At 50.2% G+C, this 23258-nt stretch carries 23 protein-coding genes; 19 read left to right on the forward strand and 4 right to left on the reverse strand.

Features of this window, described 5'->3' with window-relative positions; genetic code table 11:
• The first annotated feature begins 30 nt into the window (after positions 1 to 30).
• The 8 genes from dinG (at position 31) to IOQ59_RS02860 (ending at position 8167) form a co-directional block, all read left to right on the forward strand.
• A complete protein-coding gene (gene dinG, locus IOQ59_RS02825) occupies positions 31 to 2100 on the forward strand; it encodes an ATP-dependent DNA helicase DinG (RefSeq protein ID WP_371871820.1) in 2070 nt (689 codons plus the stop codon).
• A gap of 5 nt (positions 2101 to 2105) precedes the next feature.
• Positions 2106 to 3464, forward strand: coding sequence for an ATP-dependent RNA helicase RhlB (gene rhlB, locus IOQ59_RS02830; protein WP_193951743.1), 1359 nt, complete (start codon positions 2106 to 2108; stop codon positions 3462 to 3464).
• A gap of 24 nt (positions 3465 to 3488) precedes the next feature.
• Positions 3489 to 3710, forward strand: a complete 222-nt coding sequence (locus IOQ59_RS02835) for a hypothetical protein (protein ID WP_193951744.1) — start codon at positions 3489 to 3491, stop codon at positions 3708 to 3710.
• Positions 3711 to 3908: 198 nt separating this feature from the next.
• A complete protein-coding gene (locus IOQ59_RS02840) occupies positions 3909 to 4937 on the forward strand; it encodes an NAD(P)H-dependent glycerol-3-phosphate dehydrogenase (RefSeq protein WP_193951745.1) in 1029 nt (342 codons plus the stop codon).
• Positions 4934 to 5377, forward strand: a complete 444-nt coding sequence (gene sixA, locus IOQ59_RS02845) for a phosphohistidine phosphatase SixA (RefSeq protein ID WP_193951746.1) — start codon at positions 4934 to 4936, stop codon at positions 5375 to 5377. Before IOQ59_RS02840 ends, sixA begins: the two co-directional genes overlap by 4 nt.
• Before the next feature lie 124 nt (positions 5378 to 5501).
• A complete protein-coding gene (locus IOQ59_RS02850) occupies positions 5502 to 6356 on the forward strand; it encodes an alpha/beta fold hydrolase (RefSeq protein ID WP_193951747.1) in 855 nt (284 codons plus the stop codon).
• A gap of 47 nt (positions 6357 to 6403) precedes the next feature.
• Positions 6404 to 7231 carry a DUF4892 domain-containing protein gene (locus IOQ59_RS02855; protein WP_193951748.1) on the forward strand — a complete coding sequence of 276 codons (828 nt, stop codon included), beginning with the start codon at positions 6404 to 6406 and terminating at the stop codon, positions 7229 to 7231.
• 9 nt (positions 7232 to 7240) lie between these two features.
• A complete protein-coding gene (locus IOQ59_RS02860; protein WP_193951749.1) occupies positions 7241 to 8167 on the forward strand; it encodes a patatin-like phospholipase family protein in 927 nt (308 codons plus the stop codon).
• A 3-nt stretch (positions 8168 to 8170) separates the two neighbouring features.
• Here the strand turns inward: IOQ59_RS02860 and IOQ59_RS02865 are convergent, their stop codons facing one another.
• Positions 8171 to 8731 carry a Smr/MutS family protein gene (locus IOQ59_RS02865; RefSeq protein ID WP_193951750.1) on the reverse strand — a complete coding sequence of 187 codons (561 nt, stop codon included), beginning with the start codon at positions 8729 to 8731 and terminating at the stop codon, positions 8171 to 8173.
• Positions 8732 to 8831: 100 nt separating this feature from the next.
• On the opposite strand from IOQ59_RS02865, the gene prmB reads away from it, so the two are divergent.
• From prmB to phaR, 6 genes are all read left to right on the forward strand, one after another.
• Positions 8832 to 9749, forward strand: a complete 918-nt coding sequence (prmB, locus tag IOQ59_RS02870; RefSeq protein WP_193951751.1) for a 50S ribosomal protein L3 N(5)-glutamine methyltransferase — start codon at positions 8832 to 8834, stop codon at positions 9747 to 9749.
• Between the two features lie 75 nt (positions 9750 to 9824).
• A complete protein-coding gene (gene aroC, locus IOQ59_RS02875) occupies positions 9825 to 10916 on the forward strand; it encodes a chorismate synthase (RefSeq protein WP_193951752.1) in 1092 nt (363 codons plus the stop codon).
• A gap of 175 nt (positions 10917 to 11091) precedes the next feature.
• On the forward strand, positions 11092 to 11946 hold the full coding sequence (speE, locus tag IOQ59_RS02880; RefSeq protein ID WP_193951753.1) for a polyamine aminopropyltransferase: 855 nt from the start codon (positions 11092 to 11094) through the stop codon (positions 11944 to 11946).
• A gap of 98 nt (positions 11947 to 12044) precedes the next feature.
• Complete coding sequence (locus IOQ59_RS02885; RefSeq protein WP_193951754.1) at positions 12045 to 13208, forward strand: MFS transporter; 1164 nt, start codon at positions 12045 to 12047, stop codon at positions 13206 to 13208.
• Between the two features lie 69 nt (positions 13209 to 13277).
• Positions 13278 to 13532: a DUF6489 family protein gene (locus IOQ59_RS02890; protein ID WP_193951755.1), complete on the forward strand. Its 255-nt coding sequence runs from the start codon at positions 13278 to 13280 to the stop codon at positions 13530 to 13532.
• Positions 13533 to 13579: 47 nt separating this feature from the next.
• Positions 13580 to 14056, forward strand: coding sequence for a polyhydroxyalkanoate synthesis repressor PhaR (gene phaR, locus IOQ59_RS02895; protein ID WP_193951756.1), 477 nt, complete (start codon positions 13580 to 13582; stop codon positions 14054 to 14056).
• Between the two features lie 224 nt (positions 14057 to 14280).
• Here the strand turns inward: phaR and phaC are convergent, their stop codons facing one another.
• The 3 genes from phaC to IOQ59_RS02910 all read right to left on the reverse strand — a co-directional run bounded on the left by phaC (position 14281) and on the right by IOQ59_RS02910 (position 17354).
• Complete coding sequence (gene phaC / locus IOQ59_RS02900) at positions 14281 to 15345, reverse strand: class III poly(R)-hydroxyalkanoic acid synthase subunit PhaC (RefSeq protein ID WP_193951757.1); 1065 nt, start codon at positions 15343 to 15345, stop codon at positions 14281 to 14283.
• 3 nt (positions 15346 to 15348) lie between these two features.
• The gene (locus tag IOQ59_RS02905) at positions 15349 to 16341 is read right to left on the reverse strand and encodes a poly(R)-hydroxyalkanoic acid synthase subunit PhaE (RefSeq protein WP_193951758.1); all 993 of its coding nucleotides are present in this window, start codon (positions 16339 to 16341) and stop codon (positions 15349 to 15351) included.
• 143 nt (positions 16342 to 16484) lie between these two features.
• A complete protein-coding gene (locus tag IOQ59_RS02910; RefSeq protein WP_193951759.1) occupies positions 16485 to 17354 on the reverse strand; it encodes a LysR family transcriptional regulator in 870 nt (289 codons plus the stop codon).
• A 189-nt stretch (positions 17355 to 17543) separates the two neighbouring features.
• On the opposite strand from IOQ59_RS02910, the gene leuC reads away from it, so the two are divergent.
• The 5 genes from leuC to IOQ59_RS02935 all read left to right on the forward strand — a co-directional run bounded on the left by leuC (position 17544) and on the right by IOQ59_RS02935 (position 23183).
• Complete coding sequence (gene leuC, locus IOQ59_RS02915; RefSeq protein WP_193951760.1) at positions 17544 to 18965, forward strand: 3-isopropylmalate dehydratase large subunit; 1422 nt, start codon at positions 17544 to 17546, stop codon at positions 18963 to 18965.
• A gap of 14 nt (positions 18966 to 18979) precedes the next feature.
• Complete coding sequence (gene leuD / locus IOQ59_RS02920) at positions 18980 to 19627, forward strand: 3-isopropylmalate dehydratase small subunit (protein WP_193951761.1); 648 nt, start codon at positions 18980 to 18982, stop codon at positions 19625 to 19627.
• Between the two features lie 81 nt (positions 19628 to 19708).
• The gene (leuB, locus tag IOQ59_RS02925) at positions 19709 to 20791 is read left to right on the forward strand and encodes a 3-isopropylmalate dehydrogenase (protein WP_193951762.1); all 1083 of its coding nucleotides are present in this window, start codon (positions 19709 to 19711) and stop codon (positions 20789 to 20791) included.
• 142 nt (positions 20792 to 20933) lie between these two features.
• On the forward strand, positions 20934 to 22049 hold the full coding sequence (asd, locus tag IOQ59_RS02930) for an aspartate-semialdehyde dehydrogenase (RefSeq protein WP_193951763.1): 1116 nt from the start codon (positions 20934 to 20936) through the stop codon (positions 22047 to 22049).
• A 108-nt stretch (positions 22050 to 22157) separates the two neighbouring features.
• Positions 22158 to 23183 (forward strand): aspartate-semialdehyde dehydrogenase, encoded by a 1026-nt coding sequence (locus tag IOQ59_RS02935; RefSeq protein ID WP_193951764.1) that lies wholly within the window; start codon positions 22158 to 22160, stop codon positions 23181 to 23183.
• The last annotated feature ends 75 nt before the right edge of the window (positions 23184 to 23258 follow it).

The following is a 23258-nucleotide window of genomic DNA, read 5'->3' on the forward strand; positions in this document are numbered from 1 at the left end:
TCAGAAATCCAGTCTGCTTACAGCGCCTTTTTGCAAAACCGTGGACTGAAGCCCCGAGTAAGCCAAAAACTAATGGTTGCTCAGATCGCTCGTACCATTGGTGCTATTCAGCAAACCTCCGAAGGCGAGCGTAACGGCGATAATCATATCTGCGTAGTGGAAGCGGGTACCGGTACCGGAAAAACGCTGGCTTACTTGTTGGCATCAGTACCCATTGCGCAGGCCCGCAAAAAGAAGGTTGTGGTAGCAACAGCGACGGTCGCTTTGCAGGAGCAGCTGGTCATGAAGGACTTGCCGCAGCTAATTGCTGATGCGGGTCTGGTTGTTCGTTACTCTCTGGCCAAAGGGCGGGGTCGATATTTTTGCTTGTCTCAGGCTGAGCGCCATCTGGAAGATCAAAACGAACTGGGGCAGATTGCCTTATATGAAGACGAGATTGCGCGAAAGCTCGATCCTGTCGTTATCGATCAGTACCGAACGCTTTTAAATGAGTTTGCTGCAGGCCGTTGGGATGGCGATCGAGACACGTTAAGTGATGCCATCGATGAGGATGTGTGGCGGCCACTGACCAGTGATCACCTACAGTGCACCAACAGACGTTGTCCGCATTTCAGTATCTGTCCGTTTTTTCAGGCGCGGCAGGCACTTGATAGCGTTGATCTTATCGTTGCGAACCATGACCTTGTTCTTGCAGACTTGTCTTTAGGCGGCGGTGCTATTTTGCCCGATCCGTCAGATACCATTTACATTTTTGACGAAGGTCACCACCTCGGCGATAAAACCACGGGACACTTTGCTTACAGTATGCGGGTACGTGGGTCTCAGCGTTGGTTAAGTAAAACGACCCGTACACTCAATAAGATGCTGCAGGACTGTGGAGGTCATATTGTACTGACGGACTATGTGCAGAAGCTTTCAACGCCCTTCAGCGATATGGAAACATCGTTGGAGCAGCTGCAATTGTTGCTGGATGGGATGTTCCGTGAACGCATAGGGAGTGGTGAAAAACGCTTCCGTTTTGCCCAGGGAGTACTGCCGTTAGAATTACAGGACGTTTGCTCTGGCTTGGCAGGCTCGGCCGAAAAGGTGGTGGCAAAATTCGAGCAAATCGTTGATGTGTTGAAAGAGGCGATGGATGGCGAACTTGCCGATATTCCCCGAGATGTGGCTGAGCGGTGGTATCCGCAGGTTGGGATTTTGTTATCACGGGCGCAGTCGGTGTATTGGTTGTCTCGCTCTTATTCCAAGGCTGATCCCCAAGGGAAATCTCCGACAGCGCGGTGGATTAGCGCATTGGACACCGCTGACGGTGATGATATGGAGTGTCGTAGCAGCCCGGTATCGGCAGCAGATACACTGCGAGAGCATCTTTGGCAGGTCTGTTATGGTGCTGTCCTGACATCTGCCACATTAACGGCTCTTGGAAGTTTCTCGCGAATGAGTGCTGATCTTGGTCTGCCTGACGGATCCAGCTATGAACGTTTGCAAAGCCCGTTTGATTTTTATAGTTGCGGGGAGTTATATGTACCTGCAATGAAAACAGATCCAAAGACACCGGATCAGCACACTGAAGAGGTGGCTGAGTATTTGGAAGAACATCTGCCAAAAATGACATCAGTGCTGGTTTTGTTTAGTTCCTGGCGGCAAATGTTCACAGTGCTTGAACGAATACCTGATTCCATTAAGAATAACGTACTTGTGCAGGGAGATTTGGCGAAACATGAAATCATCTCCCGCCATAAAAAACAGATAGATAAGGATGAGGCCAGCATTATTTTCGGGTTGGCGTCGTTTGCAGAAGGGGTTGATCTACCTGGTTCTTACTTGACCGAAGTGATTATTACCAAGCTGCCGTTTGGTGTCCCGGATGATCCGGTTGATGCAACAATGGCAGAGTGGATTGAGATGCAGGGCGGTAATGCATTTGAAGAGTGGGCAGTGCCCATGGTGTCTATGCGTCTCACTCAGGCCACGGGTCGTTTGCTTCGAACAGAGCAGGACCGGGGCACCATTACCTTGTTGGATCGTCGTGTGGTCAGTCGTCGTTACGGACGAAAGCTACTGGATGCGCTGCCGCCATATCGACGCAACTTTGCTTAATACGGATGAATACTTTGAGTATCGAAGAGAAACAGAACGAGACTACTGCCCCGGTTGAAGCGTCAGGATCAGGTGCTGATCGACCAAAACAGCGTCGCCGCCGTCGGGGTAATAACTCCCGTAATAAGCCGCGTCAGGAGAAAGAGATCCGCGCTGACTGGGATGCATCTAAGTATTCCGTACCTGTGGTTGAAGGCAAAATGCGTTTTCAGGACTTCAACCTGCCGGACGTTGTGCTGCATGCTATTGCTGATCAAGGCTTCGAGTACGCGACGGGTATTCAGGCGGAAACAATTCCTGCGGCGCTGGCGGGAAAAGATATCATCGGCAAGGCGCAGACCGGTACGGGTAAAACAGCTGCTTTCCTGCTGGGGATTATTACCGACCTGCTGGATTTTCCAATTACAGAGCGTCGACGTCTGGCAGAGCCGCGTGCATTGATTGTTGCACCAACCCGTGAACTTGCAATGCAAATTGCAGCAGATGCGGAAGGTTTGTCCAAGCATGCTGATCTGCATGTCGTGTCATTGGTTGGTGGCATGGATTATGACAAGCAACGTCAGTTGTTGAAGAAGAGACCGGTTGATATTTTGGTGGCGACCCCCGGTCGTTTGCTGGATTTTGTGAACAACAAAGAGGTGGATCTCTGGAACGTTGAGGTTTTGGTTCTGGATGAAGCTGACCGTATGCTGTCCATGGGCTTTATTCCAGACGTTCGCAGTATCATTCGTGCGACACCGCGTAAAGGTCAGGATCGCCAGACGTTGCTCTACAGTGCTACGTTTTCGGACGACATTATGAATCTTGCGCGCCAATGGACACTGGATGCGGTGCAGATCGAAATTGAGCCAGAAAAGAAGACCACTGATAACGTTGCGCAGAAAGTCTTTTTGGTGTCCAGCGAAGAGAAGTACAAGCTGCTGCGTAACTATATCCGTATCAACAATATCGAAAAAGTTATTGTGTTTGGCAATCGTCGTCATGAAACTCGCTCGTTGTCTGAGCGTCTGCAGAAAGACGGTATTCGTGCGGCACTGATGTCTGGTGAGATCACTCAGCAGCGCCGTATTCGTACACTCGAGGACTTCCGTAGTGGGAAGATACAGGTGTTGGTTGCAACGGATGTAGCGGGCCGTGGTATTCATATTGATGGCGTGACTCATGTCATCAACTATCAGCTGCCTGACGATCCGGATGATTATGTACACCGCATAGGGCGTACCGGGCGAGCAGGTGCATCCGGTACTTCTATCTGCTTCGCGTGTGAAGATGACTCGTTCATGATTCCTGAAGTTGAAGCGGAAACCGGCGTCAAGCTGGAGTGTGTGCACCCGGATGAAGACTTGTTGGCTGAGCTGAATTAAACACATATAAGTTAAGGAGGCCGTGTGTCTGACGATAAGCACAATACTTCGAAACTCAGTAATATTATTGCGATTGTTGTCAGTGCACTGTTCGCTGCTGTAGCAATCGGGGGTTATCAGCGTACTAATGACATCACACAGCTCATGCTGTTTATGGCGTTGGCGGTTGTGGCATTTGGTATCGTTAAGTTGTTGTTTGTCGGTATCAATAAGCTGCTTGATAGCATCGGTGACGACCGTCCTTAGCTGCATAGGTATCGAATGGTCCTAGAGACCGGCATACCCGAGTGTGGTAAATAAAAAGGCAGTGCTGGCAGTGCGAATCTGCGGTACTGCCTTTTTGTTATCTGTGTTCAGAGATAAAATACGTACATACATTCCGGTCTCTGGTCAACGGGGTGTCGTGAGGCAGGAAACAATGGATCGAGTTCAAGAGGTCGATGAATGTCTGAAGTAACAAAAGTCGCGGTATTGGGTGGTGGGAGTTTTGGCACCATTATCGCGAATATGGTCGCGGAGAATGGAATCCAGGTGAGTCATTGGATGCGCGATCAGAAACGTGTTGATGAGATCGAGACGGGTCGTGAAAATACGCGTTATCTCCCTGGCTATAAGTTAGCTGAAGGTCTGCTGCCTACGACGGATATGCAGGAGGCAGTGACTGGCGCACAGCTTATTTTTGTTTCTATCCCAAGCCATTCGTTCCGATCAGTTGTCAAGCAGGCGCGAGAATGGCTAACGCCATCTCAAATGTTAGTCAGTACCACGAAGGGTATTGAAGCAGAAACCTTCAGTTTAATGAGCGAAATTCTTCGCGATGAGTTACCTAAAGGTCGCATTGGTGTTTTGAGCGGTCCCAATCTTGCGAAAGAGGTCGCTCAGCGGCAGTTAACCGCAACAGTCATTGCCAGTGATGATAATGAATTGCGTGAGCTTGCGCAGAAAGTGCTACATAGCGCGTACTTCCGCGTCTATGCCAGCGATGATACTTACGGTGTGGAATTAGGCGGAACACTTAAAAATATCTATGCGATTGCGGCGGGTCTCAGTGCAGCAATGGGTATGGGTGAGAATACGAAAAGTATGCTGATGACTCGTAGTCTGGCTGAGATGAGTCGATTTGCAGTCTGTATGGGCGCTAACCCCATGACTTTTATTGGTCTAGCGGGAGTAGGGGATCTGATCGTAACCTGTATGTCGCCGCTGAGCCGGAATTATCGCGTTGGATATGCTCTCGGTGAGGGCAAAACACTGGATGAAGCGGTTGAGTCTTTAGGTCAGGTTGCTGAAGGTGTGAATACCTTAAAGCAGGTGAAGACTAAAGCGCAGGAGATGGACGTATATATGCCGCTGGTGTGGGGTTTGTACGAGGTGGTATTCAACCATGCTCCTGTCGCTGAAGTTGTAAAAACACTGATGCTGAATGAGCAAAGTACCGATGTCGAGTTTGTATTGCCCAGGGATGCGGTGTGAAAGTCTACTTCATGCGTCATGGGGAGGCCTCATGGAAGGCGTTAACTGACGCGGATCGCCCGTTAACGGACAACGGGGTTGTTCGGTTGCGGGCGACGCTTCTGGCAAATGCAGAGCGTATGCAGGATATTGACCATATTCTGCACAGCCCTTATTTGCGTGCGGTTCAGACGGCCCGGCTCGCTGCTGATGTTTTGGCGGTTAAATCGCTCTCCGACGATGCGCGCTGGACGCCTGATTGCGACCCTCAGCAGGCGCTGGAAACGCTGGAATCTTTTTCAGATAAGACGATACTGGTCGTCACACATAATCCACTGGTCAGCCAGTTAGTAGGGGGCTTTTGTGGTACGGGTGTTGAGCCTTTTGATACCGGTACGCTGGCGTGTGTTGAAGCGGATTGGCCTGCAATGGGGCTGGGAACGCTGCGCTGGAAATCCTGACCTAACGGGTTTCCTGATGTCGGGTGCTACAGTCCTCCTGAACCCGGTTTTTATTTTTCTCTCTCTGACGTTCCCCTGTTTTTTGCGTTATGCTTTTCAAATCAGTTAATTGCAGGGATTTTGCGTGTCATATTCTGAAGAACTTCGCTTTGAGGTGAACGGTCACGTCATTGCCGCATTAGCAAGTGGCGACCCGGATGCACCGGTCGTACTTGCTTTGCACGGATGGCTTGATAATGCGGCAACCTATAACCGAATGGGGCCATTGCTCGAAGGTGTGCGGTTTATCGCGCTGGATTTGATGGGGCACGGCTTTTCCGATCATCGGCCTGCCTCGATGCCGTATTACATTTGGGATAATGTGGCGGATGTGATCGCGATCGCGGATGAGTTGGGGCTGGATAAGCTTAACCTTATCGGGCATTCGATGGGTGCCAGTATTGCCAGTTTGTTAGCGGGTGCATTTCCAGAGCGGGTTGAAAAGCTCTGTCTGATAGAGGGTGTTGCGCCTCTGGTGTATGAGGCGGATAAGCTGCCGGAACTCATGGCGGAGGCGTTAAATAAACGCAGCAAGATGCGGAACCGACGCCTCAAACCTTATGCATCACTCGATGAGGCGGTCACTGCTCGGGTCAATGGGCGGTTTCCTGTGAGCGAGCAGGCATCGCGCTGGTTAGTCAGTCGCGGTGCTGTACGTGGGGAAGATGGTGTTTACTGGCGTAACGACCCAAGTTTGGTTTTGCCATCTATACTGCGCATGACGGAAGATCAGGTTCAGGCTTTTTTGCGTAGTATCAGTGCAGACGTTGATTTAGTGCTTGGTGAAGCTGGCTTGGATCTGGATCGATTGGATGAGCGAGTTGCCTGTATCAAGTCGCTCAAAACGCACCGTTTTCCGGGTAATCATCATCTACACCTTGAGCCTGAAGCGGCGCAGTTGATTGCGGATCTTGTGAATAGTTGGTGTGTGGATAAATGACCTGATCCCTGCGGTCTAACAGGGTGTTGTTATGCATGGAGGTTTCGATGTTGCGTTGGCTGCCATTTCTGGCTGTATTACTGGTTTCATCTGTTCAGGCTCAAACTGATCGAAGAGGGTCGTCGGATGATCCTTCAGTTGAGCGTTTTCCACTGTCCTATATTGTTAATTTTCGGCAAAGCAAAATACCAGAATATCGCCTCATTCTTGGGGGGCTGCAAAAAGTTGATGGTGTGGTGCGTCCTGAGCGTGAGTTGCGTGTGGCGGGGGATCTCACGCGTATTACTTATCGTATCCCTGACGGTCATACATCGTCGGAGCCTTTTAAGTATCTTCGAAGTCAGCTCACGGCTAAAGGGGCAGAAGTCTTATTTGAATGTCAGGGACGAGATTGTGGTAGCAGTAACTACTGGGCCAACTCCATATTTCGTTACTCTAAGCTTTATGGCGTGGATCCGACGCAGCACTACCTTGTCGCTCAGCTGGGGCAGAGCTATTTCGTCATCTATACTGTCATTCGAGGCAACAAGCGGGTTTATGCTCATCTGGAAGTGCTTGCAGGGCAGCAGCGAGACCTCACAGAGGACCTTATTGGGCAAGGTTATGCTCAGGTGCCTCCAAATGGGGAGCTTCCTCAGTCTCTGTTCGATTATCTGGAGCAAAACCCGCAATTAAAGATCTGGTTGGTTGGCTTTGATCGGAAGGACGGCGAAGTGGATGACATCATTGAGCGTTCTGAAGGTCAGGCGAGGCAATTAAAGCAAGTGCTGCAACAGCAGGTGGATGCAGATCGTATCCGGATATTTGGTGTTGGGCCGCTAGCTCCACTCATGATGAAGGCAGGTGAAGCAGGGGTCTATATAATCCGCGAGTAGGAGGCAGGGATGGCAACAGTCTCATTGGTTCTGGGTAGTGGTGGTGCAAGGGGATACGCACACATTGGTGTCATCGAAGAAATAGAGCGTCGAGGCTACGAGATTATTTGTATCGCTGGAAGCTCTATGGGCGCGCTGGTTGGTGGCGTGTATGCTGCGGGTGGTTTGGAGGCATACAGGGAGTGGGTTGTCGGTCTAACCAAGTTTGAGATCTTCAGGCTGCTTGATGTCACGCTTACGCGAGGCGCCATACGAGGTGAACGCTTGTTTCAGCGCCTTAATGATATGGTGGGGGATCCTGCCATTGAGGATCTGCCGCTAACGTATACTGCTGTTGCGACAGATATCGCACGTCAAAAAGAGGTCTGGTTCCAGTCGGGCTCACTGCAAACTGCAATGCGTGCCTCCATCTCGGTTCCTGGTTTCTTTACGCCTTATGTTCACGAAAATCGGGTATTGGTTGATGGTGGGGTGCTTAATCCGTTGCCGATTATTCCCACCGTTGCTGCTCATGCCGATCTGATTATCGCGGTGGATCTTAATGCCCGCGATCCTAAGCATGACGCCTTGAATCTACCTGATAATGCCTACTTAAACCGCAGTGGCGTCAGTGATAGCTGGCATTTAGATTCCGTCTCGGCTGCTGGAAGCGCGAATGGAAACGGCAATGGGCACGCAAGCAATGATGCAGAAGGTCAAAAGCGTGAACCTCCTCGGGTGGGTGGGCGAATTGATATTCTGCTGGATTCGGTAGAAGTGATGCAGGGAAGCCTGTCGCAGTACAAAATTGCCGGTTATCCACCTGATCTGGTGGTGCCCATTCCGCATGATCTTTGCCATTTCTTTGAGTTTTATCGTGCGGAAGAGGTTATTGAGGTGGGGCGTCAGATTACTCGTGAGCGTTTGGAGGCACTTGAGAAAGGTGCGTTGCTCTAACGATTAGCTGTTATCTCGTTTTAGCAGTATGTACAGTGCACCTGTGCCGCCATCCCTGTCTTGTGCGGATGTGAATGCCAGTACGCCAGGCATTCTGCGTAGCCATTCATTTACATAAGATTTCACCAATGGCTGTTTGCCTGACTGGCTGTACGCTTTGCCATGCACGACAATCACTGCGCGCATTTTCCGGTTTCGGGCCGTGCGAATAAAGCGGCTCAATTCGTCGCGAGCATCATCAATGGTGTAGCCGTGCAGATCAAGCCCTTCTTCCCAAGGGATATGCCCTTGTTTCAAGCGCTTCAGTACGCGAAGTTGAACGCCGGGTGCGGCGAAGATCAGCTCCTCATTAGACTCGACCAGATCGGCGGCTTCACTGGATAGGTTGTCGATTACTTTTTCTTCCTCAATCAAGGCCGCAGCGCGTTTGGCGTCGAGATTGATATCTTTGCGTCGCTTCGGTTTCAGATCGGCACGATCGTGAGAGTGTCGTTTGACGCCCTGCATAGCATCAGCAAAGGAAAACTCCTCATCGGAGTTGTCAGGTTTGGCGCGGTCTGACATGGCTTTTCAACCCAAATTTCATTAACATAGCGGCCCTTCTGCGGAGTCTGTCGTACATACTCCCTGTGACCCTTAACGGGGCGATATTATCCGGTGAGTAATGATGAACGATCAAGACCCGATTAAAAATGAACTGCATACTTTGCGTGATTATATACGTTGGTGCATGAGTGCGTTTGGTGAACACGACGTGTTTTTCGGCCATGGCACTGACAACGCATGGGATGAGGCGGTGCAGTTGGTATTGGGTGCCGTGCATCTGCCGTGGGATGCAGATAAGGCTGTGTTGGATGGTCGTCTTACCTCCCCTGAGAAAGATAAGATTCTGGCGTTCATTGAAAAGCGGGTACATGAGCGTGTGCCATTGCCTTATCTGACGAATGAAGCATGGTTTTCGGGCATGCCATTTTATGTCGATGAACGCGTGATTGTTCCGCGCTCACCGATTGCTGAACTAATTGATGCACAATTCGCCCCGTTTCTGAGGGAAGGGGCGGTGAACCGTATTTTGGATCTGTGTACGGGAAGTGGTTGTATCGGCATTGCGTGCGCGTATGCATTCCCGGAATCTGATGTGGATCTGGTGGATCTGTCTGATGATGCTCTGGATGTTGCGAGTATTAACGTAGCGCGGCATGAACTGGAGCAGCGGGTAATCCCTCGCCAAAGTGATCTGTTTAATGCACTGAAAGGCGAGCGTTATGATCTAATCGTATCCAATCCGCCGTATGTAGATGCTGAGGATCTGGCGTCGATGCCGGATGAGTACGCTCATGAGCCTGAGTTGGCGTTGGGCTCCGGTGATGATGGTCTGGATATCACTAAACGTATCTTGCGGGAAGCCAATGATTATCTGACTGATGATGGACTGCTTGTTGTTGAAGTGGGCAATAGTGAAGTGCATCTGATGGAGCAGTATCCTCAATTACCACTGATCTGGCTGGAGCTGGAGCAGGGTGGAAATGGTGTATTTGCCATTAGTGCAGCTGATCTGAAAGCGCACCGGGAAGAAATTTAAGCGAGGCGGTATACTTAGGCCTCTGTTAGCTGGCGTGAAAACGCTGGACGATGTTTATAAAAGTGGATTGAAACGATGTCAGGAAATAGCTTCGGAAAACTCTTTACTGTGACGACCTTTGGTGAGAGTCACGGCCCAGCGCTGGGTTGTATTGTTGATGGTTGCCCTCCTGGTATTGAGCTGAGCGCGGAAGACCTTCAGGTTGATCTGGATCGCCGTAAGCCGGGAACGTCTCGTCATACGACTCAGCGTCGCGAAGATGATGTAGTAGAGATTCTTTCGGGTGTATTCGAAGGCAAAACGACAGGCACGCCGATTGGTCTGTTGATCAAAAACACCGATCAGCGATCGAAAGATTACTCTAACATTGCTGAGACGTTCCGACCGGCGCATGCTGATTATGTCTATTCTCACAAATACGGCTTCCGGGATTACCGCGGTGGCGGTCGTTCTTCTGCGCGCGAGACAGCGATGCGCGTTGCTGCCGGTGCAGTAGCGAAGAAGTTCCTGGCATCGAAAGGGGTTCAGGTGCGAGGGTACCTGTCTCAGTTGGGTCCAATCGCGATTGATATGGAAAGCTTCGATTGGAATGAAGTAGGTAACAATCCCTTCTTTTCGCCTGATGCTAAAAAAGCAGAAGAGATGGCGCAGTATATGGATGAGCTGCGTAAAGAGGGTAACTCTGTTGGGGCAAAAATTTCTGTTGTCGCCAGTGGAGCACCTGTTGGATTGGGTGAGCCTATCTTCGATCGGTTGGATGCCGAGTTGGCTCATGCGCTGATGAGTATCAACGCCGTAAAAGGCATTGAGATCGGAGATGGTTTTGCATCGGTGGCGCAAAAAGGTACTGAGCACCGCGATGAGATGACTCCGGAAGGTTTCTTGTCCAATCATGCGGGGGGTATCTTGGGTGGTATCTCAACTGGGCAGGATATCATTGCTCATATTGCCTTAAAGCCAACATCAAGCTTGCGTTTGCCGGGTCGCAGTATTAACGATCGCGGTGAGGAGATTGAGGTCGTGACGAAAGGTCGTCATGATCCTTGTGTCGGTATTCGGGCAACACCCATTGCAGAGGCGATGATGGCGATTGTGTTGATGGACCACTTCCTGCGCAATCGCGGGCAGAACGCAGACGTGACATCTGATTTGCCGGTGATTAAGTAATTTTCGGATTACCACTGGTTCGGCTGTAGTTTCAAATTGCAGTTTTTGATATGCCCGGTGTTGCAACCGGGCATATTGCGTATGGATAGTAATAAGGTGGGCTGCTTTTGTGGCCTTAACGCTTTTTTTGTGCGGCTGATATGCAGCTTGTGCACGAAGATGGTGAAAATAGAAGATGACAACTTTGTACACTGAAAAATTATACGATGGTTACGGCCAGAGCTTCGAGATTGATGAAGTGCTGTTTGAGCAGCAAACAGATTCATGGCATCTGATTATCTTCCGTAACCGTTTTTTCGGTACTGTGATGGCGCTGGACGGAATCATCCAGACGACAGAGAAGGATGAGTTCGTATACCATGAGATGCTGACGCACGTGCCATTATTTGCACATGGCGATGCGAAAAAAGTCCTGATTATCGGTGGTGGTGACGGTGGTATTCTGCGTGAGGTGCTTAAGCATCCTGAAGTAGAGCAGGTGACGCAGGTTGAGATTGACCAGGCTGTTATCGATATGTGTAAAGAGTACCTGCCGGGTCATTCCGCAGGCGCTTTTGACGATCCGCGTGCAAAAATTGTGATTGCAGATGGGATGGACTTTGTTCAGCAGGACGGTGAGAAATACGATGTTATTATTTCTGACTGCACTGATCCAGTGGGTCCGGGTGAAGTGCTGTTCTCCAGTGATTTTTATCAGGGATGTAAAAAACACCTGAATGACGGCGGCATCTTTGTGGCGCAGAATGGTGTGGCATATATGCAGGTCGATGAAGTGGTTACAACGCGTCGACGTTTGAGTCCGTACTTTGCTGATCAGACCTTCTATGCGGCGGCGGTGCCAACCTATGTAGGTGGTGTGATGACGCTTGCATGGGGGGCTGATGATAGTAGTTTGCGTCAGCAGTCGCTGGATGTTCTGCAGGAACGTTTTGCTGCAAGTGGTATGAAGACCCGCTACTACAATCCTGCGGTACATGCTGGTGCATTTGCATTGCCGCAGTTTGTGTTGGATGCGCTGAGCGAGGCCTGATACGGCCACTGATTGTGCTCTGAAAAGCCGGCGAAAGCCGGTTTTTTTGTTTTGCTCTTTTCTATTCTATTCTGTCGCATCTATCCAGATGGAGCTTTATGGTTAGCTTGCCTTACGCCCAATTGTCCGGATTCTATTTTTTCTATTTCGCATTGCTGGGTGCGTTGGTTCCGTATTGGAGTCTGTATCTCAAATCTTACGGGTTCGGTGCAGAGACCATCGGAATACTGATGGCGCTGTTGCACGCTACACGTATCGTCGCGCCCAATATATGGGGATGGCTGGCGGATAAAACCGGGCAGCGGTTGCGTATTGTGCAGGCGGGATCGTTTGTTACGTGCCTGATTTTTGTTGCTATTTTCTGGCAGGACGATGCCTTGGGAATTGCGATGGTGATGCTCGGGTTCAGCTTTTTCTGGAATGCAGTGCTACCACAATTCGAAGTCATTACGTTGTCTCATCTGGGTGAGAAGCGTGACCGCTACAGTCGTATCAGGCTTTGGGGGTCGATCGGGTTTATTGTTGCGGTACTGGCCGTGGGCTGGGTGTTTGATTGGATCAGTGTCCGTGCGTTGCCGATAATCATGTTGGTTATCATGGTGCTTATCTGGATAAATTCATTGTTTGTGCCAGCGCCTCCAGTGCTTGCGGCGAGTAAAGAAGTGGGCGATGGATTTTTGAAGCTGCTGTTGCGTCCGCAGGTGATTGCGTTTTTTGTGATCTGCTTTCTTGTGCAGTTTAGTCATGGCGCCTACTACACCTTCTATAGCGTACTGATGGAAAGTGTTGGCTTTAGCCGCGGTGAAATAGGTGTGCTGTGGGCTATTGGGGTTGTCGCAGAGGTAGTCATTTTTATTTATATGCATAGCCTGATACAGCGCTTTGGCCTGAGATGGATCATGATCATCAGTCTGATGCTGTGTGTAGTGCGCTGGCTGATGATCGGATTGTGGCCGGAAGAGTTGGTGCTGATGGTCGTTGCACAAACGCTGCATGCTGCGACCTTTGGTACGCTTCATGCGGTTGGTATTGCACTTGTTCATCATTACTTTACGGATAAAACTCACGGTCAGGGACAGGCGCTTTTTTCGAGTTTTGGGTTTGGGGCTGGCGGTGCATTAGGCGCAGTTGTTAGTGGTTATCTGTGGGATGGGCTGGGTGGTAGTTGGACATTCTATGTTTCAGCGGCTGTCGTTGCTGTCGCTATTGTGTTGGCTCTGGTCTGGATCAGGCCGGAAAAAGTGCAGCAAAATCCCGTTTAAAGTTGTTTTGCAGTGCAGTTTGTATAGTATTAGAGAAGATAACAAATAAAGTAGCATCAAGGAGTCGGGATGAAATTCAAGATAGATATCGAGATGAAACCCGAAGAGCTGCGTAAGGTTCTCGGGCTGCCAGATGTTGAAGGATTTCATGAGGATATGATGAATCGGATTCGCGAGCAGATGGAAGCTGGCGTAGAAGGTTATGATCCTCTAACACTGTTCAAGCCGTACCTGAGTAGTGGGCTTGGCTCCATGGACGCGCTGCAAAAAATAATGCTGAGCATGATGACTAACCCCTATGGCGGGGGTAAGAGTTCCGAATAGTCGTATGTATCAGGGATTGGGTGGTCTTCGGAAGAGAGAGAACTGCTTTGCGTATTTTAAGAAAGTACACTAACCGTCGTCTATATGACACTTCACGCAGCTGCTATGTCACATTGGAAGATGTTAAAGCGCTGGTTTTGAGCGGCGAGGCATTTCAGGTTCAGGATTCAAAAACCGGTGCTGACCTGACGCGTAATATTTTACTGCAAATCATTAGTGAGCAGGAAGCTCAAGGGCATGGAACCTTGCTGACTAATCAGGTGTTGCAGCAGCTAATCCGTTTCTACGGGGATAGCATGCAGGGTATGATGAGCCAGTATCTGGAGCAGAGTATCGCAGCTTTTTTAGAGCATCAGGAGCGCATTCGCGAACAGATGCAAACGATGATGGGAGCGGCGAACCCGCTGACCATGATGAACCGCATCGCTGACCAGAACATGGCGATGTGGGGCGGAATGTTTACTCCTGAAAAAGGCGATGAGCCGTACGTTGCTCCTGAGCCTGAAAAAGAGCAGGACAAGTAACTGCTCCATTGCGCCTGAGTCCTCAGGGCAATGAATCAATGAATACGCGTTCGATTGTTTAGCGGCGGTCGAATGCGTACCTTTCTTTATGGTTTTCCATCGTGTTACATCTAATTCGCATTGTGCGGCTTAAGCGCAGTGCAGGCCTGTTGCGAGTCGAATACCTTTAGGTATGAGGAGCGTGGAGAAAGGTTGAGCACCTGTCGGCGAACAGGTGCGATTGATCAGTCGTGAGCGGTTAGCCAGTTTACAATTTTGGGGGCGACCAGGGTCTGTGCTTTGCCAGATACAAAGACGCCGATATGTCCACCGTGAACCTTCATCTCTTCGTAGTCAGAGCTGCTGACATGGTTGGCCAGTGCCACTGAAGCAGCGGGCGGGACAAGGTGGTCAAAACTACCGTATATATTCAGAACAGGCTGCGTGATGTTCGATAAATCCACCTGCTTGTCGCCAATCATCGCTTCGCCTTTGATCAGCTTGTTGTCATGGAAGAACTGCTTGATGAACTGTCTGAACGCTTCCCCGGCCTGATCAGGGCTGTCATAGATCCATTTTTCCATGCGCAAAAAGCTCAGGGCGCTTTCTTCGTTTTCAAGCTGGTTTGGCATCCCAAGATTTTTCTGAATGCCTAAGCGCATTGGCATGAGTGAATTGTAGGAGTCGTTGAGCATGCTGCCCGGGATGTTGCCGTAGGTGTCGACCGCAAGATCTGCATCCACTGAGCGCGCCAGGTGGGCGAGCAGGTTGTCCGGCGTATGGAAGTCGACCGGAGTGACCATGGTGATGAGGTTTTTGATCTTGTGCGGATTCATTGCGGTATAGCACAGGCTAAATGTCCCGCCCTGGCAGATCCCCAGCAGATTAATCTGGTCTTTGCCGCTACGCTCGCGAACGTGATCTACACAGTTGTTAAGGTATTCATTGATGTAATCGTCGAGATCAAGATAGCGGTCAGCAGCATCCGGGTAGCCCCAGTCGATGACATAAACCTCCTGACCTTGTTCCAGCAGGCGTAATAGAATGGAGCGTTCAGGCTCTAGATCAATCATGTACGGGCGATTTACCAGTGCGTAGCAGATTAGTACTGGCGTGGTGTTGGCTGGTTCGCCAATGGGGGTATAGCGATGGAGGCGTAACTTGTCTTCGCGATACACTTCCTCTTTAGGTGTTTGGCCAACATCGACCTCTTTCAGCTTCTGAAGTGTGTTGTAGCTTTTCAAAAGCTTTCGGTTGAAGTCGAATAGCTCTTCGGCAACCTTTGCTGGCTTAAGGTGTATTGAGTCCATCGATTACTCCTTCAGCTTTTTCTTCAGGGCGGTGACTTCGCCACGCAAATTTGCAATCTCGTTGCGCATTTCATCCAGCAGCTCTTTGAGCGTCTGGCTTTGTAGCTCGCTAACCGCATCATTAAGCGTGTTGATTTGGCGACGGGTTTGACGCATCTCTTTACGCAATTGGTGCTGGCGGTGCAGGGCGGTGTCTAGTCCTTTGCGAGTTGCTAATCCGGCAGACTGGAAGTAAACATCACGTGCATTTTGCGCAAAGTTACGAAGTGACATCAGAGCGTTGCTGATGCGGCCGTGGGCTTGTTGATACACGTCTGTGAACACGGTGTCTGAGTATGCTGATTCGTAGCTTTCAACCCAGATGTTGTGCAGTTCATGAAGGGTGTCGATGGGCTGTTCGCGCTGTGCAATCCTGGTTGTCATGCGAGCGCTGGCTTCCTGATTGATCTCGCCGTAATGACGGATATAGGCTGATAGCGCTTCCTGATACTCAAGCAACAGGCGAATGGCTTCGCGGCTGTTTGCCTGCAGCTCCGGGTTAGACCCGACAACAGGTGTTTCCAGCAAGCTTTTCATTCCGCTGATGAACGGATTCTCAAACAGCAGGTCGTCATGGAAGCTGTGTGTCTTAAACAGGGCTGCCACTTGTTCAGGAAGTTGCCATTGTCGCATCAGCAGTTCAGTGGTCTGCTTCTGCATGTACTTCTGAAACTCACTCACGGCTGAGTCTACCTGCTGATCCCCGGCGCTATTTCGAAACTGCCGGATCAAGTCCTCACCGTACGTGTTGAAGTTGTGTGACTGGGCGCTGAGTACGTCCATCAGTTGGGAAAACTGTTGCGGCAGGGCTTCTCCGGCAGAGGACTGATAGCGCTTGATAAACTCAAGCCAGCCTTCCGGATTCTTCAGCTCGTCTGAACTTTCTCCCAGTGTTTGCCAGTAGGCATTCTGGGCTTCAAGCCAGTTCTTCATCTGCTGATTCAGCTCATCTGACACGGCAGTTCTCTCCTTCGGTAATGCCAATACCCTGCAATTTCGAGGAATTGGCGTATGGCTCGTCACTGATTAGCCAGCAAAGCCTAACAAACTTAGGAAATACTATTACAACTAAGCGGCAACTTATACCTGTGTAACGATTTCTATTTTGCGACAGGTAGCATGTCAACAAGATGTCGGGCGGCGTTCGATAAGGTTCTGTCCCGGTGATGGATCACACCTAATTGCCGATAAACCAGCTCTGCATCAACGGGTAGTACCTCCAGATCTTCTTTAATGAGTGATTCTGGCAGCAGGCTCCATCCAAGTCCGATAGAGATCATCATGCGGATAGTATCGAGATAGTTGGTCGACATGCCTACGTTTAGTTGTAGGTTGTGGCGATCAAATAGCTGTTCAACCAGCTCCCGAGTGAAGGTGTTCTGGTCGGGCAGGATGGCTGTGTATTGGGTGAGCTCTTTCAGGCTGACGCGTGTTTTGTTTGCCAGCGGGTGTTCGCGAGAAACAACGTACCTCAACGCATCGTGCCAGATCGGTATGGAACGAATGGCTTTATCAGGAGAAGGGGAGAGGGTAATTAATGCAAGCTCCAGATCTCCCCGTAATACGCCTTCGTAAGCCACTTCTGATTCATCGAAGCGAAGGTCCAGTTTAACTTTGGGGTAGCTGGCGGTGAACGCGCGTAGAACCGGCGGTAAACGGTGTAAGCTCACATGATGGCTCGCTGCGAGAGAAAGTGTACCTGTAACTTCTCCTGATAAGTTGCTGATCGCTCTGCGGGCATCCTCCAGCTCAAGCAAAATCTGATGGGCGCGCGGTAGTAGGGCCTGTCCTGCCTCGGTAAGCGAGACTTGCCTGCCGATTCGGTCAAATAAGCGACTATTGAGTTGATCTTCGAGTAGTGCGACCCGCTTGCTGACCGCTGACTGCGTTAAAAAAAGCTGGTGAGCGGCTTTGGAAAATGACTCGCTATTCGCAACGGCAACGAATGCCTGCAGGGTATTGGTATCCATAAAAATTCCTCAATAGATGTGTGTATTGTTTGTTATTCCTATTTGGAATTCAATGAATAAAAAATATGAATTTGTGTTGTTTGAATGCCTGTTCTAGGATGGTTCCAGCAGATGACGAGATGAACTGTTCAGTGAGCAACGATGGTGGTCTCGATCATCGACCGGAATAAGAAAAGTGAGGACATCACAATGGCTGGCAAGACCCTGTACGACAAGCTTTTTGATGCGCATTTAGTGCGCCAGAATGACGACGGTAGTTCTTTGATTTACATCGATCGTCAGGTTCTGCATGAGGTAACTTCTCCGCAGGCGTTTGAAGGTCTGCGTCTGGCGGGTCGTCAGCCGTGGCGTGTCGATGCGAATATTGCAACACCGGATCACAACGTGCCTACAACGCCGCGTGCGGGTGGTGTAGATGAGATCGTTGATCCGGTATCAAAAATTCAGGTTAAAACCTTAGATGCGAACTGCGATGAGTTCGGCATTCTTGAATTTAAGATGAATGATCAGCGTCAGGGTATCGTTCATGTCATGGCGCCGGAGCAGGGTGCAATTCTGCCGGGTGTGACCGCAGTGTGTGGTGATTCCCATACTGCAACATTGGGCGCTTTGGGTGCGCTGGCTCATGGTGTAGGTACTTCTGAAGTTGAGCACGTATTGGCGACGCAGTGCCTGATCACTAAAAAGATGAAAAACATGCTGGTGCGTGTTGATGGTGAGTTAGGAGCGGGTGTTACACCAAAAGATGTGGTGTTGCATGTGATCGGTGTTATTGGCACGGCGGGCGGCACAGGTTATGCCATCGAGTTTGGCGGTGATGTATTCCGCAACATGTCGATGGAAGGCCGTATGACTGTATGTAACATGGCGATCGAAGCGGGCGCGCGAGTGGGTCTGGTCTCCGTAGATCAGATTACGCTGGATTATGTTGAAGGTCGTCAATATGCACCAAAAGGTGAGCAGTGGGATCAGGCGGTAGCTGCATGGCAGGGTCTGGTTTCTGATGACGATGCCGAGTTTGATGAGCTGGTTGTGATCAATGGTTCAGATATTGCGCCTCAGGTCACTTGGGGAACGTCTCCTGAGATGGTTGTCAGTGTTAATGATCAGGTGCCTAATCCGGCAAATGAGTCTGATCAGGTGAAGGTTGATGGTATCAACCGTGCATTGGCGTATATGGGGCTGGCTGCGGATCAGAAGATCACTGATATCCAGTTGGATCGTGTGTTTATCGGTTCCTGCACTAACTCCCGTATTGAAGACCTGCGCTCTGCTGCTGAAGTTGTGAAAGGCCGTCAGGTTGCCGGAAATATCATTCAGGCACTGGTGGTGCCGGGTTCCGGCTTGGTGAAAGAGCAGGCTGAAAAAGAAGGTTTGGATAAGATCTTCACTGAAGCAGGATTGGAATGGCGTGAGCCGGGTTGCTCCATGTGTTTGGCGATGAACCCCGATAAGTTGGGTGCCGGTGAGCATTGTGCGTCTACCTCTAACCGCAACTTCGAAGGCCGTCAGGGCTTTGGTGGTCGCACTCATTTGGTGAGTCCGGCTATGGCGGCAGCGGCAGCGATTGCTGGTCACTTCGTCGACGTGCGTGAATTTGTTAAGCAGTAAGAAGGAGAGCGATAATGAAAAAATTTACCAAGATGACTGGTATCGCGGCTCCGCTGGATCGCGCAAACGTTGATACTGATATGATCATTCCTAAGCAGTTTTTGAAGTCTATCAAGCGTTCTGGTTTTGGCCCGAACTTGTTTGATGAGCTGCGTTATCTGGATGAAGGTCAGCCGGACCAGGATTGCAGTGGTCGTCCGCTGAACGAAGAGTTTGTTTTGAATAAACCGCGCTATAAGGGCGCAAGTGTGCTGCTGGCGCGTGAAAACTTCGGCTGTGGTTCCAGCCGTGAGCATGCGCCTTGGGCGCTGGAAGATTTTGGTATCCGTACCGTGATCGCGCCAAGCTTTGCAGAGATTTTCTTCAATAACTGCTTTAAAAATGGTCTGTTGCCAATCGTACTGAGCGAGGAGCAGGTTGATCAGCTGTTTAAGGAGGTTGATGCTGCTGAAGGTTATGAGCTGACTGTTGATCTGGATGCGCAAGTGGTTGTGACGCCTTCCGGTGAAACAATGGCGTTTGAAGTGGATGACTTCCGTAAGCACTGCTTGCTGAACGGTTTGGATGATATTGGTCTGACATTGCAGTACGCTGATGACATTAAGGCGTATGAAGAGAAAGCTCGTCAGCACTCTCCGTGGCTGTTTGACGCAATCAAATAATTAGGTGTAGCGCTGGCTACACTGTTTAAGAATATGTACGGCAGCATGCGTGCTGCCTTTTTAACATAAAGGAATTACACAATGAGTAAGAAAGTCCTGCTGCTGCCGGGTGATGGTATTGGTCCTGAGATCGCTGCTGAAGCGCGTAAAGTACTGGATCTGGTAAACGATCAGTTCTCTCTGGGTCTGGAGATGGATGATGCGCTGGTGGGCGGTGCTGCAATCGATGCTGAAGGTGACGCGTTGCCAACAACAACCTGGGAAAAGGTTGAAGCGGCAGATGCAATCCTGTTGGGTGCAGTGGGTGGTCCTAAGTGGGATACACTGCCTCCGTCAGAGCGTCCTGAGAAAGGGGGTCTGCTGAAGATTCGTGCGCAGCTGGATCTGTTTGGCAATCTGCGCCCTGCAATCCTGTACCCTCAGTTGGCGCATGCGTCTACGTTGAAAGAAGACGTTGTATCCGGTCTGGATATCCTGATCGTGCGTGAGTTGACCGGTGGTATTTACTTTGGTGAGCCTCGTGGTATCAAAACCAAAGAAAACGGTGTGCGCGAAGGTTATAACACCTATGTATACGACGAAGAGCAGATCCGTCGCATCGGTCGTGTTGCATTTGAAGCAGCAATGAAGCGTGGTAAGCGTCTGTGTTCCGTCGACAAAGCAAACGTGCTGGAAGTCACCATGCTGTGGCGCGAAGTGATGGAAGATCTGTCCAAAGAGTACCCGGAAGTAGAGCTGTCCCACATGTATGTGGACAATGCAGCGATGCAGCTGGTGCGCGCACCTAAGCAGTTTGACGTGATTGTAACGGGCAACATGTTCGGTGACATCCTGTCTGATGCGGCGGCAATGCTGACCGGTTCTATCGGCATGCTGCCATCGGCGTCTTTGGATGTGAACGGTAAGGGTATGTACGAGCCTTGTCACGGCTCCGCGCCTGATATTGCAGGTCAGGGTATTGCAAACCCGCTGGCGATGATTATCTCTGCAGCGATGATGTTGCGTCACTCTCTGGGTATGGAAGCGCCAGCAGCGAAAATCGAAGCTGCCGTTGACGTTGTACTGGATCAGGGACTGCGTACAGGTGATATCTGGTCTGAAGGTATGCAGAAAGTTAGCACTGTTGAAATGGGTGATGCTGTCGTAGCTGCGTTGAAGAGCTAAGCTCGGCGCAGAAAGACTGATAGCTTGAAAGGGCTATTTATTGCATAATATCTGCCGCTATAAAGGCAGTGTAATCGGCCTCTGCTGGTGAGTAGGGGCCGATTTGTTATTTTTAGAACAATCCAAGTTTTTGGTGAAATAGATGAAACGTGTAGGTTTTGTTGGCTGGCGTGGAATGGTGGGTTCCGTGTTGATGCAACGCATGATGGAAGAGCGTGATTTCGATCAGATCGAAGAACCGGTCTTCTTCACCACATCTCAGGTAGGACAGGCTGGACCGAATATTGGTAAAGATATTCCAGCGCTGAAAGATGCAACATCCATTGATGACCTCAAACAGATGGATGCCATTATTTCCTGTCAGGGTGGTGACTACACGAAACAGGTTTACGGCGCGCTGCGTGAAGCGGGCTGGAATGGTTACTGGATCGATGCGGCATCCTCCTTGCGTATGGATGACGAAGCGATCATCGTACTGGATCCGGTAAACATGAACGTCATCAAAGACGGTCTGTCCAGCGGTGTAAAAACCTATGTTGGCGGTAACTGCACCGTATCCCTGATGCTGATGGGTTTGGGTGGTCTGTTCAATGCGGGTCATATCGAGTGGATGACCTCCATGACGTATCAGGCGGCATCCGGCGGCGGTGCGCGCCACATGCGTGAGCTGATCTCTCAGATGGGTATCATCAAAGAGTCCGTTGCTACCGATCTGGCCAACCCAGCCAGCGCTATTCTGGATATCGATCGCCAGGTAGCTGAAACCATTCGCAGCGATGCTATGCCGACAGACAACTTCGGTGTGCCATTGGCAGGCTCTCTGATCCCTTGGATCGATACTAAGCTGGATAACGGTCAGAGCCGTGAAGAGTGGAAAGCATACGCTGAAACCAACAAAATTCTGGGTCTGGGCGATAGCCCGATTCCAATCGATGGTACCTGTGTGCGTATTGGTGCGATGCGCTGCCACAGCCAGGCGTTCACAATTAAGCTGAAGCAAAATCTGCCGATGGACGAAATCGAAGGCATGCTTGCTGAAGCAAACGACTGGGTTAAAGTGATTCCGAATGATCGTGATATTACTGCGGCAGAGTTAACACCTGCGAAGGTGACGGGTACGCTGAGTGTGCCGGTTGGCCGTCTGCGCAAGATGAATTTGGGTGATGAGTACCTGAATGCATTCAGCGTCGGTGACCAGCTGCTGTGGGGTGCTGCAGAGCCTCTGCGTCGTATGCTGCGTATTCTGCTGGAAGACTAATTCAGGCAGATATACCGTCATACAATCTTTCAAAGGCGAGTGTGTTCATTTGTCTTTATAAAAATCCAGCCCGGCATTGTTCGGGCTGATTTGTTTCCGGGGTTTTAAATGGAAAGACGTTTTAATATCGCAATTGTAGGCGCCACGGGTTTGGTTGGTGAAGCGATGCGAGAGATATTGGAGCAACGCGAGTTTCCTGTTGGTGAGTTGTATTTGCTAGCCGGGGAGCGTTCAGCGGGGCAAAGTCTTCAGTTTTGCGATAAGTCCTATAAGGTGGGTTTGTTACAAGATTTTGACTTCTCTCAAGTTGAAATTGCACTGTTTTCCGCAGGTAGCGACGTGTCCATGCAGTATGCTCCGATTGCAGCAGATGCAGGATGCGTGGTGATTGATAATACCTCTTGTTTCCGCTATGACCCTGATATTCCGCTGGTGATTCCAGAAGTTAACCCGGAAATGGTGGGTGAGTATCGCAATCAGGGCATTATCGCGAATCCGAATTGTTCAACGATTCAGATGTTAATGGCGCTGTCTCCTATTCACCGTGAGGTGGGTATTGAACGTATCAATGTTTCTACTTACCAGGCTGTTTCAGGTTCTGGTCGTAAAGCGGTAGAAGAGCTTGCGGGCCAGACTGCGCGTTTGCTCAATGGTCTGAGTATCGATCCGGACGTCTATCCAAAACAGATCACTTTTAATGTGCTGCCGCAGATTGATGCCATGCAGGACAATGGTTATACCCGCGAAGAGATGAAAATGGTGCTGGAAACCCAGAAAATTCTGGGCGATGACAGCATTCGGGTAAACCCAACGTGTGTGCGTGTTCCTGTATTCTTCGGGCACTCTGAGTCGTTACATGTAGAAACGCGTGAACCGATTTCCGCAATGGACGTGCGCAACTTGCTTGAAGTGATGCCGGGTGTTCAGGTGGTTGACGAGCTGGACGAAGAGGGTGGTTACGCGACGCCGGTCACAGAGGGTGTTGGTAAGGATGACGTATTTGTCAGCCGAATTCGCGAAGATATCTCTTCTCAGAGCGGTATAAACATGTGGGTCGTGTCAGATAATGTGCGCAAAGGTGCTGCATTAAACAGTATTCAGATTGCTGAACTCTTGATCCAACAGTACCTCTAGGGTAAAAACATAAAGTAATTTCTGGGAGTTAGGTGACCTTCAGCGCTGGCTTAGGTTAGGATTGGCTGCTGTGCC

Origin of the sequence: Pontibacterium sinense (genome assembly GCF_015209595.1) — a bacterium.
GTDB lineage: Bacteria > Pseudomonadota > Gammaproteobacteria > Pseudomonadales > Balneatricaceae > Pontibacterium > Pontibacterium sinense.

Excerpts from the sequence above, each read along its gene's own strand:
- rhlB (WP_193951743.1), top strand. The coding sequence starts at position 2,106 with ATGAATACTTTGAGTATCGAAGAGAAACAGAACGAGACTACTGCCCCG.
- IOQ59_RS02840 (WP_193951745.1), top strand. The coding sequence starts at position 3,909 with ATGTCTGAAGTAACAAAAGTCGCGGTATTGGGTGGTGGGAGTTTTGGC.
- IOQ59_RS02855 (WP_193951748.1), top strand. The coding sequence starts at position 6,404 with ATGTTGCGTTGGCTGCCATTTCTGGCTGTATTACTGGTTTCATCTGTT.
- IOQ59_RS02860 (WP_193951749.1), top strand. The coding sequence starts at position 7,241 with ATGGCAACAGTCTCATTGGTTCTGGGTAGTGGTGGTGCAAGGGGATAC.
- IOQ59_RS02865 (WP_193951750.1), bottom strand. The coding sequence starts at position 8,731 with ATGTCAGACCGCGCCAAACCTGACAACTCCGATGAGGAGTTTTCCTTT.
- prmB (WP_193951751.1), top strand. The coding sequence starts at position 8,832 with ATGATGAACGATCAAGACCCGATTAAAAATGAACTGCATACTTTGCGT.
- aroC (WP_193951752.1), top strand. The coding sequence starts at position 9,825 with ATGTCAGGAAATAGCTTCGGAAAACTCTTTACTGTGACGACCTTTGGT.
- speE (WP_193951753.1), top strand. The coding sequence starts at position 11,092 with ATGACAACTTTGTACACTGAAAAATTATACGATGGTTACGGCCAGAGC.
- IOQ59_RS02885 (WP_193951754.1), top strand. The coding sequence starts at position 12,045 with ATGGTTAGCTTGCCTTACGCCCAATTGTCCGGATTCTATTTTTTCTAT.
- IOQ59_RS02890 (WP_193951755.1), top strand. The coding sequence starts at position 13,278 with ATGAAATTCAAGATAGATATCGAGATGAAACCCGAAGAGCTGCGTAAG.
- phaC (WP_193951757.1), bottom strand. The coding sequence starts at position 15,345 with ATGGACTCAATACACCTTAAGCCAGCAAAGGTTGCCGAAGAGCTATTC.
- IOQ59_RS02910 (WP_193951759.1), bottom strand. The coding sequence starts at position 17,354 with ATGGATACCAATACCCTGCAGGCATTCGTTGCCGTTGCGAATAGCGAG.
- leuC (WP_193951760.1), top strand. The coding sequence starts at position 17,544 with ATGGCTGGCAAGACCCTGTACGACAAGCTTTTTGATGCGCATTTAGTG.
- leuD (WP_193951761.1), top strand. The coding sequence starts at position 18,980 with ATGAAAAAATTTACCAAGATGACTGGTATCGCGGCTCCGCTGGATCGC.
- leuB (WP_193951762.1), top strand. The coding sequence starts at position 19,709 with ATGAGTAAGAAAGTCCTGCTGCTGCCGGGTGATGGTATTGGTCCTGAG.
- asd (WP_193951763.1), top strand. The coding sequence starts at position 20,934 with ATGAAACGTGTAGGTTTTGTTGGCTGGCGTGGAATGGTGGGTTCCGTG.
- IOQ59_RS02935 (WP_193951764.1), top strand. The coding sequence starts at position 22,158 with ATGGAAAGACGTTTTAATATCGCAATTGTAGGCGCCACGGGTTTGGTT.